The following is a 14,924-nucleotide window of genomic DNA, read 5'->3' as shown; positions in this document are numbered from 1 at the left end:
ATGCTGGTTGCCAATCAAAAGGCAGAGCTGGAGCGCGAGGTTTGGTCACGGCTGGATGCCGTGACCGACCCGGAACTTGACGAGCCGATCACCGATATGGGCTTTGTCGAACGGGTCGAGGTCACCGATGCGAAACAGGTGCGGGTTGCCTTCCGGTTGCCCACCTATTGGTGCTCGCCGAATTTCGCCTTCCTGATGGGGTTCGGCATCCGCGCGGAAGTGCTGTCACTGCCCTGGGTCACCGCGGCCGAGGTCCAGCTGAACGATCACTGCTTCGGCGACAAGGTCAACGAAGGCGTCAACAGCGGCCGCGACTACCATGAGGTGTTTGCCGCCTATTGCGACGGCGCCCGGCTGGATGACGTGGTCGAGAAGTTCCTGGCCAAGGCCTTCGACCGGCGGCAGGAAACCGTGCTGCTGGGCCTGCAGGCGCTGGGATACGGGCCTGATCAGATCGTGTCGATGACACTGGGCACATTGCGGCAGATCGCTTTCGAGGGCGAAGAGGAGCTGCGGCAAAAGCCCCGCTATCTTGACCTGCTGGCGGCACAGGGTCTGGCCACCGAGCCCGAGGACCTGGCCTTTCCGACCTGGGACGGACAGGAGATCGCCGCCGGGGATCTGGCCGCGCATCTGACCCGGCTGCGCAGCACCCGGATCAACATGGAGTTCAACGGCGCGCTGTGCCGGGGACTGGCCCGGACCCGGTACAAAGAGGTCGAGATCGGCCCCGAGGGGCCGACGCTGGTCGATTTCATCGCCGGCCGTGTGCCGCCCAGGGGAAAAACCGCTTCGGCCGGTTAACTGGCGGAAAAACTGTAACTTTTCGGGAGGACGCCCTGGCACGGTTTCGGGGCGAAGGAGGAAGAAATGGCTAAACTCATGGTACATGGCAAAACCGCCCGCAACTGTCTGGCCCGCGGTGTCGCGCGGCTGGCGGCGGCGGTCGAGCCGACGCTGGGCCCCAAGGGCCTGAACGCGATGGTCGACCGGCCGGTCGGTACGCCTCTGGTGACCCGCGACGGGGTCAGCATCGCCTCGGAAATCGAGTTGAACGACCGGTTCGAGAATATGGGCGCCCAGGTGGTGCGCGAGGTCTCGATGCAGACCAACGACGTCGCCGGCGACGGCACCACCACTGCCATCGTGCTGGCAAATGCGCTGATCCAGCGCGGTGTCGATCTGACCGACAGCGGCGTCAAGCCGGTGGACCTGTGCAAGGGGATCGACCTGGCGGTGGCGCGGGTGGTCGACGAAATCGAGGCCTCGGCGCTGAATTGCGACGACCATCCGGAATACCTGGAGGCGGTGGCGCGTGTGTCGTCCACCGATCCCAAGCTGGGCGAACTGGTGGCCGAGGCCCATCGCCGGGTTGGCCGCGACGGGGTGATCTCGGCCGATTTCGGCGTGACCATCGACACCACCATGGAAGTGGTCGAGGGCATGTCGTTCGAACGCGGTTATATCTCGCATCACATGGTCACCGACCGCGAGCATATGGAAGCGGTGCTGCGCAATCCGCTGATCCTGCTGACCGATCAGAAGATCCTGAAACCGGAAATGCTGGACCAGGCGCTGTCGCTTGCCGAGGGCGAGAACCGGCCGCTGCTGATCGTTGCCGAAGAGATCGCGCCGGATGTGGTGGTCAAGCTGCTGGAACAGGGCGGCGCGGGCAAATACCTGATCGTACACCCGCCGGAATACGGCCATTGGCGCAGCGCGATGATGGACGACCTGGCGATTTTGACCGGCGGCGAGGTGCTGGCCCGCGACCTGGGCAAGAAGATCGAGAACGTCACGCTGGCCCAGCTGGGCGGGGCCGAGATGGTGCGCTCGCACGCCTCCGGCACCTCGATCCTGCGCGGCGAGGGCGATCCCGACGCCATCACCGCACGGCGCAACCAGGTGCAGCGCCAGCATGACGCGGCGCCGCCGAATATCGAAAAGGACAAGCTGCGCGAACGGCTGTCCAAGCTGACCGGCGGCAGCGCCATCATCTATGCCGGCGGCTTTACCCCGGTCGAGCAAAAACGCACGATCCAGCTGATTGAGGATGCGCTCTGTGCGGTGCAGGCGGCGGCCGAAGATGGCGTGGTTGCCGGCGGCGGCACCGCGCTGGCCCAGATTGGCAGCTGCCTGGACAACCTCGACGCGCTTGGCGACGTGGCCAAGGGCATCCAACTGGTGCGCTCGATCCTGACCGAACCGCTGCGCCGCATCGCCACCAATGCTGGGGCCGATGTGGCCTCGGTTGCGCAGGCGGTGTCGGGCGGCGCGCCCGGCCATGGCTATAACGCCGCCACCGGCAACTTCGGCAACATGTTCGACGCCGGAATTGTCGATCCGGCGCGGGTGCCGGCCAGCGCGCTGGTCAATGCCGCGTCGGTGGCGACGCTGATCCTGACCACCGAGACCCTGGTTGGCGATCTTGCCGAAGGCGAGGCCGACCCCACCGAGGGCCCCGCCCGCGGCGGCGGTGCCGAATTGCTGGGCCGGGCCTGACCGCTCTTCTGCAACCCGGACCGCGCCCGCTGGGGCCGGTCCGATTACTCAAGGAATGAGATCATGCAAGCAGCAAGACTTTACGAATACGATCCCGAGATGAACGTGGAGCTGAAGATCGAAGACGTGCGTCCTCCCACGATCACCGCTGCGGACGAGGTGATCGTAAAGGTCGGTGCGGCAGGCCTGTGCCGCACCGACCTGCATATCATCGAAGGTGTCTGGAAAGATATCATGGATACCGAGGGCAGCCTGCTGCCCTATGTCATGGGCCATGAAAATGCCGGCTGGGTCGAAGATGTGGGCAGCAATGTCACCTCGGTCAAACCCGGCGACGCGGTGATCTGCCACCCGTTCAACGCCTGCGGCATCTGTCTGGAATGCCGCTATGGCCACGACATGTATTGCGACCATGGCAAGTTCCCCGGCCTCGGGCTGGACGGCGGCTTTGCCGAGTATTTCAAGACCAACGAACGCTCGGTGATCAAGCTGAACACCGGCATCACGCCACTCAGCGTTGCGCCGATGGCGGATGCCGGGATCACCGCCTATCGCGCCGCCAAGAAGGCCGCGAAACTGCTCAACCCCGGTGGCTACGTGCTGCTGCTGGGCATCGGCGGGCTGGGCCATATCGCGCTCCAGGTGCTCAAACATACCTGCGGTGCGCGGGTGATCGCGGTGGATCGGGAACCGGCGGCGCAGGTCCTGGCCAAGGAGTTGGGCGCCGACATCATCCTCGACGGCGGGCCCAACCTGATCGACGAGGTCAAGGAGTTGACCGGCGGCGGCGTGCATGTGGCGATCGACTTCGTCGGCGAACACGGCACCGAGAATACCTGCTGGAAACTGCTGCGCCAGGGGGGCGAGCTGATCATGGTGGGCTATGGCGGCACCGTCGAGGTGCCGACGCTGGAACTGGTCGCCAACGAGATCAAGATCGGCGGCAGTCTGGTGGGCGATTTCGTCGAATTGGTGGAACTGATGGAGATGAACGCCGACGGTCTTGTGAAGATGCACCAGACTGAATACAGCCTCGCGAACATCAACCAGGCGATTTCGGACTTCAAGGCACGCCGCTTCACCGGACGTGGCGTGATCGTGCCCTGAATTCGGAATCGCATTTCCTCAACCCCGGCCGCGATTGCCCCTGGCACCGGCCGGTGCCCGCCCTGCGGCCACGACCTCTCCCGCCGGCCGCAGGGCCCTAAGACAGAAAGCCGAGACTGCGATGGCAAAAGCAATTCATTCGATGATCCGCGTCCAGGACGAATCCCGCTCGGTCGCCTTCTACCGCGAGGCCTTTGGCCTTGAGGTGGCACAGCGGGTCGAGTTCGACACTTTCACCCTGGTTTACCTGGCCAATGGTGAAACCGGGTTCGAACTGGAACTGACCGTCAACAAGGACACGACCCAGCCCTACGACCTAGGCAATGGCTATGGCCACCTGGCGTTTTCGGTCGAGGACATTGACGCCGAACATGCCCGGTTCGAAAAGGCCGGCTTTGCCCCGCGCAAGCTGGTCGATTTCAACCATGACGGCAAACCTTTCGCCCGGTTCTTCTTCGTCAAGGACCCGGATGGCTATGACATCGAGGTGCTGCAGCGGGCTGGGCGGTTCCAGTAACAGCACGCGAATTCGGCGCGGCATAGGAGAGCCAAACGGGGAGAGTGCCGCGCCGTTTGCAAAAAAGAGGAGGAATGCGGGCCGGGAAATCTGATGCGAACTCAGCCCGGCCTGTGGAATAAAATTCGCATGTTCAGTTTCTGAACGGAACTTGGTCCGGCAATTCGCGCCCTCACAAGGAACAGGGCGCAACGCATTGACGGCACAGAAGAATTTTGTCCGGAAATTCCACAAATCCGCAACACCGGACAGCGATTTTTTGCAATCAGAAAGGCAATTCCGGCCTTAATAATTTGGCATTTGGGTAACCATTCTGCTAACCTTTGAAGCACGGGAGGAAAATCAGTGGTGGATATTTTTTCGAAACGCGATGGTCCGCGTCTCGAAGACGTCAAGGCCAAACGGCTGTTGGCCGAAAACGCCGGGACGATCCGGAAACTTGCGGATCAGATCAGCAATGGCGGATTCAGCAAGATGCGCGCCGAACAGGCGCGTCGGCGGGAGGAACCGAAACCCGACGGCCTGATGATTCATGACCTCAAGGCACGGGTCAGCAACGACGCGCCCGAGCCTTACGTGAAGATCAGCCTGAACAATCGGGTTGTCCTGGTGGACAAATCAACCGGCCGCCAGTTGCAGATGCTGGGCGAGATCCGGGGCACGGTATTGTCCCGGCGCTTTGTGCTGGCGACGAAGGACAACGGCTTTTTCTCACCTCTGGACGAGGAGGTGCAGGCCGTGATCGCGCATCTGGACGGGGCTGAAATTTCCGGTGACCTCACCGAAAGCGCTCTTGCCGAGATGTTGGAACACCTGCTTCTGCCGCGTGGGGACTGACCTTACAGCCCCAGCTTTTTCCCGTAACCGACTGGAAGGACATGAAAAAGGGCCGGGTGTCGGCCCGCATGAAACAAGCGACAGCAAGAGGGCCGATCGATTGGCAGATAACTCCAGCTATTCGGAAGACGACACCCGCGCGGCGTGGGAAAATTTCGTGTCTTCCGGAAAAGACGCTGACGGGAAGCCGCTGAATGTGCGCGAGGAAATCCTAGAGTCGTGGAAGCGCAGCATGGAGTCGGGCGTCGATGCCGGAAGCCAAGCGTCGCGCATGGTGTATGACGAGAACCAGCTTTATCGCAGGCGCCAGCGCAACGCGGCGCTGCGCCAGGCTGCCTCGGCGGCGTTCAAACGGCTGGAACCGCATCTGAAAGAGGCCAAGACCATCCTGATCCTGGCCGATGACCAGGGTGTGATCATCGATGCCATCGGCGATGCGCATGTGTTGGACGAAGGCCAGGAGATCCACCTGGAACTGGGCGGCGACTGGAGCGAAAAAACCATCGGCACCAATGGTATCGGCACCGCGCTGAGAACCGGGCGCCCGGCCTATGTTCATGCCGTCGAACATTTTGCCGAAGGCGTGCAGGCCTGGACCTGTGCCGGTGCACCGATCCACGATCCCTTCACCCAGACGGTGATCGGTGTGGTCGACCTGTCGGGACCGCCGCAGATTTTCCGGCAGCATAACGTGGCGCTGGTGCTGGCCGCAGCCCGCGAGATCGAGATCGCCCTGGCCGAGCAGAAACAGGTCGAGCGCACGCAGCTTCTGGAAGCGTTCCTGATGTCCGATTACAGCCGCGCACATGACAGCGTGGTGCTGGTCGACCAGACCGGACGGGTGCTGTTCCGCCGCGGCCTGGAGGAAGACCTGCTGCGCCGCGCCAAGGAGCTTTCGGTCGGGCACAAGCTGTTGCCCAAGCTGGACGGGCTGTCCGACCAGGAGATTCCCAAGCTCCTGCCGCTGAGCGTCGAGGCCGAGGGCATCGAGCGGTTGAAGCTGGAAGGGGTGTTTCGCGGCGCGGCGCTGTTCCTGCGGGACAAAAGCAAGATGCAGCGCAAGGCCGGAGAAACCTGCAAGATCCTGCCGCGCGTCAACGTGGCCGAGGGCGAAGTGCAAATCGTCGGATCCTCGCCGCAGATGGTTGATGCCATCGGACTGGCCGAACGCGCGGCGCTGGCCAATGTCTCGGTGCTGATCCACGGCGAAACCGGCGTCGGCAAAGAGCTGTTCGCGCGGCTGATCCACAGCCGGCTGCCCAATGACAAGGCACCCTATGTCCCGGTAAATTGCGCCGCGATATCCAGTGACCTGATCGGCGCCGAACTGTTCGGCTATGCCGAGGGCGCCTTTACCGGCGCGGTGCGGGGCGGGCGCGCGGGCAAATTCGAAATGGCCAATCACGGCGTGCTGTGCCTGGACGAGATCGGCGACATGCCGATCGAGCTGCAACCCTATCTGTTGCGGGTGCTGGAACAGCGGGCGATCTATCGGATGGGCGAATCCCAGCGCCGCCCGGTGGATGTGCGCCTGGTCGCGATGACCAACCGCGACCTGCGGAAAGAGATCGAAAAGGGCAGTTTCCGGCGCGACCTGTTCTATCGCATCGGGGTGATGACGATCAAAGTGCCGCCGCTGCGCGAGCGCGGCAATGATGTCTGCGAGCTGCTGGAATATTTCTCGCAGCTTCACGCCGCCGAGACCGGCCAGTCGCAGATCACCTTCACCGACCGGGTGCTGGAACTGCTGCTGCGCTATAAATGGCCGGGCAATGTGCGCGAGCTGCGCAACCTGGTCCAGCGCTTCTACCTGATCAAATCGGACAGCCTGGTGACCGAACGGGATTTGCCGCCGGAACTGCTGGACGATTTCGAACCTGGCGCAACCGAGTTAGGCGAGCCCCTTGGCGGCGGCCATTCCGGCGATCTCGAGAGCATCGAGGCCAGCGCCATCCGCCGTACCATCATCTCGGAAAAGGGCAATCTGACCAAGGTCGCGCAAAAGCTGGGGATCTCGCGCCCGACTCTGTACCGCAAGATGAGCCGCTATCAGATCCAGAAGCCGTGATGTTTTGCGGGCTTTAAACTCCTAATGTAGAACCTCCTGAAAGCCTTATATCTATCTGTAATAAATAAATAACTTACAAAAGTTGAAGCATCGATTCGGCCGCCCGACGCGGGAAACACCCCCGGGAGGTCCCGGGGGTGCGCTGTGTCCGGATTATCCGACCAGGGCGTTGTCGTCGCGCTTGACGGCCACGATGGCCGAACGCGGCAGGCTGCCGTCGCCGTCGGGGAACGGCGCATCGGGGTGTTGGATGCCGACAAACATGGTGCGGCGGTCCGAGGACCAGCACAGGCCGGTGACTTCCGACCCTTTCGGCCCGGTGAGGAAGCGGCGGATTTCACCGGTCACCGGATCACCGGCCAGCATTTGGTTGTTGCCCATGCCGGCAAAGTCGCCTTCGTTGCTGTCGTCGCCATCGGTCTGGATCCAGATCAGTCCGGTGGAGTCGATCACCATGCCGTCGGGCGAGTTGAACAGGTTGCCCTCGTTGATGTTTCTGGTGCCCGCATAGGGGCCTTCGGCATGAACCGTCGGGTTGCCCGCCATCACGTAGAGATCCCATTCAAAGGTGGTTGCGGCATGGTTGTCGCCATGCGGCCGCCAGCGCAGGATCTGACCATAGTCGTTGGTCGCGCGCGAGTTGGGCGCGTTCACCGTCATCGGGTCGCCACCGGCATTGCTGCGGATCGAACCGTCATCATTGGTGGCGCCGCGCCGGCTGTTGTTGGTCAGGCAGCAATAGGCCTCGACCGCGGTCGGATTCACGGCGATCCATTCCGGCCGGTCCATCGTCGTCGCGCCAACGGCCGAGGCGGCGGTGCGGGTGAAGATGGCGATTTCGGCCGGCTCCATGCCGGTGCTGGCGGGGGTCAGGGCGACCCATTCGCCGGTCAGGTCGTCGTTGAACTTGGCCACGTAGAGCTGACCCTCGCTCAGCAGGGTCGAGGTGTCGCCGCCCGGGACGTAGACATCGCGCGACAGCCACTTGTACATGAATTCGCCCCGCTCGTCGTCGCCCATATAGACGACCACGCGGCCATCGGGGGCCAGGACGGTGGCGGCGTTTTCATGTTTGAAGCGGCCCAGCGCGGTGCGTTTGACCGGCGTCGAGGTGGGATCTGTCGGGTCGATCTCGACGATGTAACCGGCGCGGTGGGGCTCGTTCGGGTTCTGCGAAACGTCAAAGCGGGCGTCGAACTGGTGGTAGTTATAATTAAAGCCCGACTCGTTGATGCCATAGCGCTTGTAGCCGGCGGCAAGTGTCGCGTCCTCGGGCAGGCCGGCGGTCGAACCGAAATAGCCGTTGAAGTTTTCTTCGCAGGTCAAATAGGTGCCCCAGGGCGTCCGGCCCGAGCCGCAGTTGTTGAAAGTGCCCAACGATTGGGTGCCGGTCGGGTCGGCCTGGGTTTTCAGCAGGTCGTGGCCGGCGGCGGGGCCGTCGATCATCATCGGCGTGTTGTGGGTGATGCGGCGGTTGAACGGGCTGTCGACCACCACCGACCAGCCGTCTTCGCCTTCGGCGATCTCGATCACGCTGACACCCTGCAGATTCTGCAGGCGCAGAACGTCGCCAGCCGAGGTCGGCAGGCCGTCCTGCTCTGACGGCAGGTTGATGTCATTGTTGGTGTATTCGCTGTTGATGACCAGGATTTCGCGGCCACCGACATTGAACAGTTCCATCCCGTCGGTGTTCTCGCCAAAGACGCGGTCGGACCCTTCGGTCGGCACGCCCTGGACCGGGTCGAACTCCGGTGCGTCCGAGAACAGCGCGTCGCCCCAGCGCACCAGCGTCTTCCAGCTATAACCCTGCGGAACGTGAACGGCACCATCTGTCTGCGGGGCCAGCTGTTCAAAGGCAAAGCGGCTGGTCTGCTGGGCCATTGCCGTGCTGCCCTTGAGGAAGGCGGTGCCCATCACCGCGGCCCCCGAGCCAAAGGCCAGCGCCCCGCCCAGGAATCCCCGGCGCGAAATCGCGCGTTCGACAACGCGGTCAAATTCCTGAACCTCGGGGCGCGGAAAATTGATTTCGTCCCACTCGTCGGCAGAGGAGGGGAGGTTTGGCTTGCTCATGGCGGATACCTTTCTGGCCTGTGCAATTGCTAGCAGCGCGCAGCCCCTGAGGCTACGCGAGGCCATACACTAAAGCCGGATCCATGTCGTCTCTGTGACAAGGAACGGGAGCGATGGAAATATAGTTCGGACACCGGCAGACTGGCGCGCGCATGGCAGCGCGCTCCGCACCGCCAGGGGTGTTTTCTGGCCGTTTTCGGGGGAAAATGGCGGAGAGACAGGGATTCGAACCCTGGGTGGGCTTGCACCCACAACGGTTTTCGAGACCGCCCCGTTCGACCACTCCGGCACCTCTCCGCGGGGGTCTGTGGGGGGTGCGTTTAATCGGGAATGCCAGCGCTGGCAAGGGCTGTTCGGAACTCAATTGCCGATCATCGGAATTTCGATTGCCCGCGCCCCCAAAAGCCTTAGGATCTGCGCCATGAGCATGATATCCCGCCTGTCCGTTCCGCTGCGCCCCCGGGGGCTGCATTTTGTCCTGCCACTGCTGGTGCTGCTTCTGGTCGCGCTGCCCGGCCTGTCCCGCGCCGCCGACCGGGCGCGGATCGAAGCGTTTCTGAACGTCACCGGCTTTGACGTGGCGCTGGACAGCATCGCCTTTTCCGCCGCCTCGGCGCCGCAGATGCTGGGCATGGCGCCCGATGCGTTCGGCAAGGATTGGGAGCGGGTGACGGGCGAGGTGTTCGACACCGGGGTGATGCGCGGCATCGCGCTGGAAATCCTGGAACAGACGCTGGATGACGGCGATCTGAACCACGCGGTGGAATTCTATGCCTCGGATCTCGGCCAGCGTCTGGTCGAGGCGGAAAACGCCTCGCACATGATCGAGGATGACAGTGCCAAGACCGCCGAGGGCGAGGCGATCATCGCCGGGCTGGTCGAGTCGGGCAGCGAGCGGCTGGAACTGTTCAAGCGGATGAACCGCGCCATCGATTCGACCGGCAGCAGCCTGCGCGCGATCCAGGAGATTCAGTTCCGTTTCCTGATGGCGGCCAGCGCGGCGGGAATCGTCGACCTGCGGATGGACACGGAGGAATTGCGTGGGGTGCTGCGCCAGCAGGAAAGCGAGATGCGGATCGTGCTGCAGCGATCGGCGCTGGCCGGCGCGGCCTATACCTATCGCGACTTCGGCGAGGATGACCTGCTGGCCTATGCCGAGGCGCTGGAAACGCCGCAGATGGCGCGCGTTTACGAGCTGTTGAACGCGGTGCAATACGAGATCATGGCCAACCGGTTCGAAGTGCTGGCCGGCGAAATGGCCAGCCTGCATCCGGGGCAGGACATCTGAGCGCCGCCCGGCTGGGCCGCCGCGCATTCTGCGCCGCCGCCCTCGCTCTCCTGACCCTCGCACTGCCAGTACGGGCGCAGGCCCCGGCAGAACAGCTGGCCGAAGTGCTGTTGCTGCCCGAGGTGGTGGACTTGCTGCGCGGCGAAGGGCTGCGCAACGGCGAAACCATAGATGCGGATTTTCTCGGCGGGCGCGGCGGGCGCCACTTTGCCGCCGAGGTGGCGCGACTCTATGACACCGCCGCCATGCTGGCCACCCTGCGCCGCCACCTGTCCAACGGGATGAGCGCCGGGCAGATATCGCGCAGCCTGGCCTTTTTCGACACCGAGACCGGCCGGCGTATCCTGCGGCTGGAGGTCAGCGCGCGCGAGGCGATGCGGGAGCCCTCGGTGGAAGAGGCCGCCGGCGCCGCCTTTGCCGCGGCGCAGGCGCGCGGCGACCTGCGGGCGCAGGCGGTGGAAGAATTCATCGCCGCCAACGATCTGGACGACCGCAATGTCGCCGGGGCGCTGACCTCGAATTACCGCTTTTTCCGAGGGCTGACCGAGGGCGGCGGCAACCGGATGAGCGATGGCGAGATTCTCGACCAGGTCTGGAGCCAGGCCGACAGCCTGCGCGACGAAACCAGCAGCTGGCTGCGCGCCTATATGTTCATGGCCTACCAGCCGTTGGACACCGAGGAGATGGCGGCCTATCTGGCCTATTCGCGCAGCCCGGAGGGGCAGGCGCTGAACGCGGCGCTGTTCGCGGCCTTTGACGAGATGTACAGCGCCATCTATTACGGCTTGGGTCTGGCGGTGGCGCAGGCGATGGGCGCCAGCGATTTGTAAGCCGGCGAAACCGGTTGACAGCCTGCCGCGATGCCGTCATAAGCGCCCACGCCCGGCCGGATATTTCGCGCCGGGCTTCATTGTCATTCGCCCCCGAAGGGGCGCGCCGTCCAAGGGTGGCCAAACGGCCGCAAACACCCCGCATGGGGGACCCGGTGACGCGGTAAGAAAAAGGAAGACGCGATGTTCGCTGTCATCAAGACCGGCGGCAAGCAGTACAAGGTTCAGTCCGGCGATGTGCTCCGGGTCGAGAAACTGGCTGCTGATGCAGGTGAAAAGATTCAGTTCAATGACATCCTGATGCTGGGCGGTGACAGCACCGTCATCGGCACCCCCTTTGTGGCGGGCGCCGGCGTTCAGGCCGAGGTTGTCGAGCAGATCAAGGGTGACAAGGTCATCCACTTCGTCAAGCGCCGCCGCAAGCACAGCTCGCAGCGGACCAAGGGCCACCGCCAGAAACTGACCCTGGTGAAGGTCACCGAGATTCTCGCCTCGGGCGCCGACAAGACCGGCGTCAAGGCCGCCATCGGCACCGGACCCGCGGTTGCCACGGCCGAGGCTCCGGCCGCAAAGCCGGCCAAGGCGAAGGCCAAGGCCGAAGCACCGGCCGCTGCGCCGGCCGCCGAAGGTGCGGACGACCTGAAGAAACTGTCGGGCGTTGGCCCGGCGCTGGAGAAAAAGCTGCACGCCGCCGGCGTCACCTCGTTTGCCCAGATCGCGGCATGGACCGAGGCCGATGTAGCTGCTATGGACGAGCAACTGTCGTTCAAGGGCCGGATCGAGCGTGAAGGCTGGATCGAACAGGCCAAAGAACTGGCCAAAGGTTAAGGAGAGAGACTATGGCACATAAAAAAGCTGGCGGTTCCTCCCGTAACGGGCGCGACTCTGACGGTCGTCGCCTTGGCGTGAAACTCTATGGCGGCGAAGCGGCCATTCCGGGCAACATCATCGTGCGTCAGCGCGGCACCAAGTTCTGGCCGGGCGAAGGCGTGGGCATGGGCAAGGATCACACCATCTTTGCGACCGTCGAAGGCGCCGTTAGCTTCCGCAAGGGGCTCAAGGGCCGCACCTTCATTTCGGTTCTGCCAGTGGCGGAGGCCGCCGAGTAAGCCGTACCCGGAAATCAGGCAAAATTCAGGGGGATCGGCCAAGACAGCCGGTCCCCCATCTCGTTTCAGAGGGGGGCCGGTCTCTGTCCGGCCGGAGGAGTGAAAGAGATGAAAATGGACCAGATCATCAACCAGCCCGTCATCGAAACCGAACGGTTCGATCTGCGCCCGCTGCGCCGGTCGGACAAGGGGCTGATCGAGCTTTACGCCGGTGACGTGCGCGTGGCGCGCATGACCACGACAATCCCGCACCCGCTGCCACCGGGCAGCACCGAGGCGTTCATCGCCCGCGTGACCAGCCCTCAACGGGACGAGGATGTCTGGGCGATCGACGGATCGCGCACCGGAGGGGACGAGCTGAAGGGTCTGATCTCGCTCAAGAAACTGGATTCCCGGCAATCCGAAATCGGCTATTGGATCGCGCCGGCCTTCTGGAATACCGGGCTGGCCTCGGAAGCGGTGCAGGCGCTGCTGAATGCCAATCCGCTGGGCAATACCAGCATCTTCGCCAGCGTGTTCCAGGACAACCCGGCCTCGGCCCAGGTGCTGACCCATTGCGGTTTCCGCTATCTGGGCGATGCCGAAAACTACTCGGTGGCGCGCGATGCGACGGTACCGACCTGGACCTATAGCCGGAAACTCTAATTGTAGCGCAACGGATCTTTGCGTTAGGGAAGCGACATGAAATTTCTTGATCTCGCAAAGGTCTATATCCGCTCCGGCGGCGGCGGCGGTGGCTGTGTCAGCTTCCGCCGCGAGAAGTTCATCGAATATGGTGGGCCGGATGGCGGCGATGGCGGCAATGGCGGTTCGGTCTGGGCCGAGGCGGTGGACGGGCTGAACACACTGATCGACTTCCGCTATCAGCAGCATTTCTTCGCCAAAAGCGGCCAGCCCGGCATGGGCCGCCAGCGCACCGGCAAGAACGGCGACGATATCGTGCTGCGGGTGCCGGTGGGAACCGAGATCCTGGACGAGGATGAAGAGACCCTGATCGCCGACATGACCGAGCTGGGCCAGCGGGTGCTGCTGGCCAAGGGCGGCAATGGCGGCTTTGGCAACCTGCATTTCAAGACCTCGACCAACCAGGCGCCGCGCCGTGCCAATCCGGGGCAGGAGGGGGTCGAGCGCACGCTATGGCTGCGGCTGAAGCTGATCGCCGATGTCGGCCTGCTGGGCCTGCCCAACGCCGGCAAATCGACCTTCCTGGCGGCAACCTCGAACGCGCGGCCCAAGATCGCCGATTACCCGTTCACCACGCTGCATCCCAACCTCGGCGTGGTTGGCGTCGACAATGCCGAATTCGTCGTGGCCGATATTCCCGGCTTGATCGCCGGCGCGCATGAGGGCAAGGGCATCGGCGACCGGTTCCTGGGGCATGTCGAACGCTGCGCGGTGCTGCTGCATCTGGTCGATGGAACCTCGGAAGATGTCGCGGGCGATTACCAGACGATCATCACCGAGCTGGAGGCCTATGGCGGCCATCTGGCCGACAAGCCGCGGGTGACCGTGCTGAACAAGATCGACGCGCTGGAAGATGCCGAGCGGGACGCCGCCAAGGCCGAACTGGAAGACGCCAGCGGCGGCCCGGTCATGACCATGTCGGGGGTCAGCCACGAGGGAACCACCGAGGTGCTGCGCGCCCTGCGGGCACAGATCCGCGAAGACCGGCTGCGCCAGAAACCCCAGGAGGAGGCCAAACCGTGGCGCCCCTGACGGGTGCGCGCCGGGTGGTGGTCAAGATCGGCTCGGCGCTGCTGGTGGACCGGGTGAGCGGCGCCTTGCGCGCCGACTGGCTGCGCGCGCTGTCCCAGGATGTGGCCGTGCTGCGCCAGCGTGGTGCGGATGTGATCCTGGTTTCGTCCGGCTCCATTGCGCTGGGGCGTGCGGTGCTGGGCCTGGCGCGCGGTGACATGCCGCTGGAACGGTCGCAGGCGGCTGCCGCCGTCGGGCAAATCCGCCTGGCCCGCGCCTATGAGGAAGTGCTGGCGCCGCATGGCATCACCACGGCGCAGGTGCTGGTGACGCTGGAGGACAGCACCGACCGGCGCCGCTATCTCAATTCGCGCGCCACGCTCGAGACGCTGCTGGGCATGGGCGTGGTGCCGATCGTGAACGAGAACGACACCATCGCCACTGACGAGATCCGCTATGGCGACAATGACCGCCTGGCGGCGCAGGTGGCAGTGACGGTAGGGGCCGACCTGCTGGTGCTGCTGTCGGATGTGGACGGGTTCTATACCGGCAACCCGGCCGACACCCCCGATGCGCGCCGGTTCGACGTGATCGACAGCATCACCCCCGAGATCGAGGCCATGGCCGGCGATGCCGGCTCGGGCCTGTCCAAGGGCGGGATGAAGACCAAGCTGTTGGCGGCCAAGATGGCCACCGCCGGTGGCTGCGCCATGGTGATCACCGAAGGCTCGCCCGACAATCCCTTGAAACTGCTGGAAAACGGCGCGGCGTCGACGCTGTTCACCGCGCAGGTCGACCCGCAGGCCGCGCGCAAGCGCTGGATCGCGGCGATGAAGCCGCGCGGCGAGGTGGTGGTCGATGCCGGCGCGGCGCAGGCGCTGGCCAATGGCAAAAGCCTGCT

The 14,924-nt window shown here is 64.0% G+C and carries 14 protein-coding genes and 1 tRNA gene; 13 read left to right on the top strand and 2 right to left on the bottom strand.

The features are described 5' to 3' along the window. From CVM52_RS11740 to CVM52_RS11715, 6 genes are all read left to right on the top strand, one after another. Positions 1-804, top strand: coding sequence for an iron-sulfur cluster assembly protein (locus tag CVM52_RS11740; RefSeq protein ID WP_100162687.1), 804 nt, complete (start codon positions 1-3; stop codon positions 802-804). Positions 805-870: 66 nt separating this feature from the next. Further along, positions 871-2,502, top strand: coding sequence for a molecular chaperone GroEL (locus tag CVM52_RS11735; RefSeq protein WP_100162686.1), 1,632 nt, complete (start codon positions 871-873; stop codon positions 2,500-2,502). Between the two features lie 63 nt (positions 2,503-2,565). Then, on the top strand, positions 2,566-3,609 hold the full coding sequence (locus CVM52_RS11730) for an NAD(P)-dependent alcohol dehydrogenase (RefSeq protein WP_100162685.1): 1,044 nt from the start codon (positions 2,566-2,568) through the stop codon (positions 3,607-3,609). Between the two features lie 121 nt (positions 3,610-3,730). Then, the gene (locus CVM52_RS11725; RefSeq protein WP_100162684.1) at positions 3,731-4,126 is read left to right on the top strand and encodes a VOC family protein; all 396 of its coding nucleotides are present in this window, start codon (positions 3,731-3,733) and stop codon (positions 4,124-4,126) included. Positions 4,127-4,534: 408 nt separating this feature from the next. Then, the gene (locus CVM52_RS11720) at positions 4,535-4,963 is read left to right on the top strand and encodes a hypothetical protein (RefSeq protein WP_240620946.1); all 429 of its coding nucleotides are present in this window, start codon (positions 4,535-4,537) and stop codon (positions 4,961-4,963) included. Between the two features lie 100 nt (positions 4,964-5,063). Beyond that, the gene (locus CVM52_RS11715; RefSeq protein ID WP_100162683.1) at positions 5,064-7,031 is read left to right on the top strand and encodes a sigma-54-dependent Fis family transcriptional regulator; all 1,968 of its coding nucleotides are present in this window, start codon (positions 5,064-5,066) and stop codon (positions 7,029-7,031) included. A 153-nt stretch (positions 7,032-7,184) separates the two neighbouring features. Here the strand turns inward: CVM52_RS11715 and CVM52_RS11710 are convergent, their stop codons facing one another. Further along, a complete protein-coding gene (locus CVM52_RS11710; RefSeq protein ID WP_100162682.1) occupies positions 7,185-9,101 on the bottom strand; it encodes a PhoX family protein in 1,917 nt (638 codons plus the stop codon). Positions 9,102-9,308: 207 nt separating this feature from the next. Then, positions 9,309-9,398, bottom strand: a tRNA-Ser gene (locus CVM52_RS11705). 130 nt (positions 9,399-9,528) lie between these two features. Between CVM52_RS11705 and CVM52_RS11700 the strand changes: the two genes are divergently transcribed. From CVM52_RS11700 to proB, 7 genes are all read left to right on the top strand, one after another. Continuing rightward, the gene (locus CVM52_RS11700) at positions 9,529-10,389 is read left to right on the top strand and encodes a DUF2059 domain-containing protein (protein ID WP_370741528.1); all 861 of its coding nucleotides are present in this window, start codon (positions 9,529-9,531) and stop codon (positions 10,387-10,389) included. A 104-nt stretch (positions 10,390-10,493) separates the two neighbouring features. Further along, on the top strand, positions 10,494-11,219 hold the full coding sequence (locus CVM52_RS11695) for a hypothetical protein (RefSeq protein ID WP_100162680.1): 726 nt from the start codon (positions 10,494-10,496) through the stop codon (positions 11,217-11,219). Between the two features lie 183 nt (positions 11,220-11,402). Then, on the top strand, positions 11,403-12,047 hold the full coding sequence (locus CVM52_RS11690; RefSeq protein WP_100162679.1) for a 50S ribosomal protein L21: 645 nt from the start codon (positions 11,403-11,405) through the stop codon (positions 12,045-12,047). Positions 12,048-12,058: 11 nt separating this feature from the next. Beyond that, on the top strand, positions 12,059-12,328 hold the full coding sequence (rpmA, locus tag CVM52_RS11685) for a 50S ribosomal protein L27 (protein ID WP_100162678.1): 270 nt from the start codon (positions 12,059-12,061) through the stop codon (positions 12,326-12,328). A 108-nt stretch (positions 12,329-12,436) separates the two neighbouring features. Continuing rightward, positions 12,437-12,973: a GNAT family N-acetyltransferase gene (locus tag CVM52_RS11680; protein ID WP_100162701.1), complete on the top strand. Its 537-nt coding sequence runs from the start codon at positions 12,437-12,439 to the stop codon at positions 12,971-12,973. A 36-nt stretch (positions 12,974-13,009) separates the two neighbouring features. Further along, positions 13,010-14,044, top strand: coding sequence for a GTPase ObgE (gene obgE, locus CVM52_RS11675; RefSeq protein ID WP_100162677.1), 1,035 nt, complete (start codon positions 13,010-13,012; stop codon positions 14,042-14,044). Then, a partial coding sequence (proB, locus tag CVM52_RS11670; protein WP_100162676.1) for a glutamate 5-kinase occupies positions 14,032-14,924 on the top strand: 893 nt, incomplete at its 3' end. The genes obgE and proB, both read left to right, overlap by 13 nt.

This window comes from Pseudooceanicola lipolyticus, from assembly GCF_002786325.1.
GTDB lineage: Bacteria > Pseudomonadota > Alphaproteobacteria > Rhodobacterales > Rhodobacteraceae > Pseudooceanicola_C > Pseudooceanicola_C lipolyticus.
This window is presented reverse-complemented; position numbering and strand designations above follow the sequence as displayed.

Excerpts from the sequence above, each read along its gene's own strand:
- CVM52_RS11740 (WP_100162687.1), top strand. The coding sequence starts at position 1 with ATGCTGGTTGCCAATCAAAAGGCAGAGCTGGAGCGCGAGGTTTGGTCA.
- CVM52_RS11735 (WP_100162686.1), top strand. The coding sequence starts at position 871 with ATGGCTAAACTCATGGTACATGGCAAAACCGCCCGCAACTGTCTGGCC.
- CVM52_RS11730 (WP_100162685.1), top strand. The coding sequence starts at position 2,566 with ATGCAAGCAGCAAGACTTTACGAATACGATCCCGAGATGAACGTGGAG.
- CVM52_RS11725 (WP_100162684.1), top strand. The coding sequence starts at position 3,731 with ATGGCAAAAGCAATTCATTCGATGATCCGCGTCCAGGACGAATCCCGC.
- CVM52_RS11710 (WP_100162682.1), bottom strand. The coding sequence starts at position 9,101 with ATGAGCAAGCCAAACCTCCCCTCCTCTGCCGACGAGTGGGACGAAATC.
- CVM52_RS11700 (WP_370741528.1), top strand. The coding sequence starts at position 9,529 with ATGATATCCCGCCTGTCCGTTCCGCTGCGCCCCCGGGGGCTGCATTTT.
- CVM52_RS11690 (WP_100162679.1), top strand. The coding sequence starts at position 11,403 with ATGTTCGCTGTCATCAAGACCGGCGGCAAGCAGTACAAGGTTCAGTCC.
- rpmA (WP_100162678.1), top strand. The coding sequence starts at position 12,059 with ATGGCACATAAAAAAGCTGGCGGTTCCTCCCGTAACGGGCGCGACTCT.
- CVM52_RS11680 (WP_100162701.1), top strand. The coding sequence starts at position 12,437 with ATGAAAATGGACCAGATCATCAACCAGCCCGTCATCGAAACCGAACGG.
- obgE (WP_100162677.1), top strand. The coding sequence starts at position 13,010 with ATGAAATTTCTTGATCTCGCAAAGGTCTATATCCGCTCCGGCGGCGGC.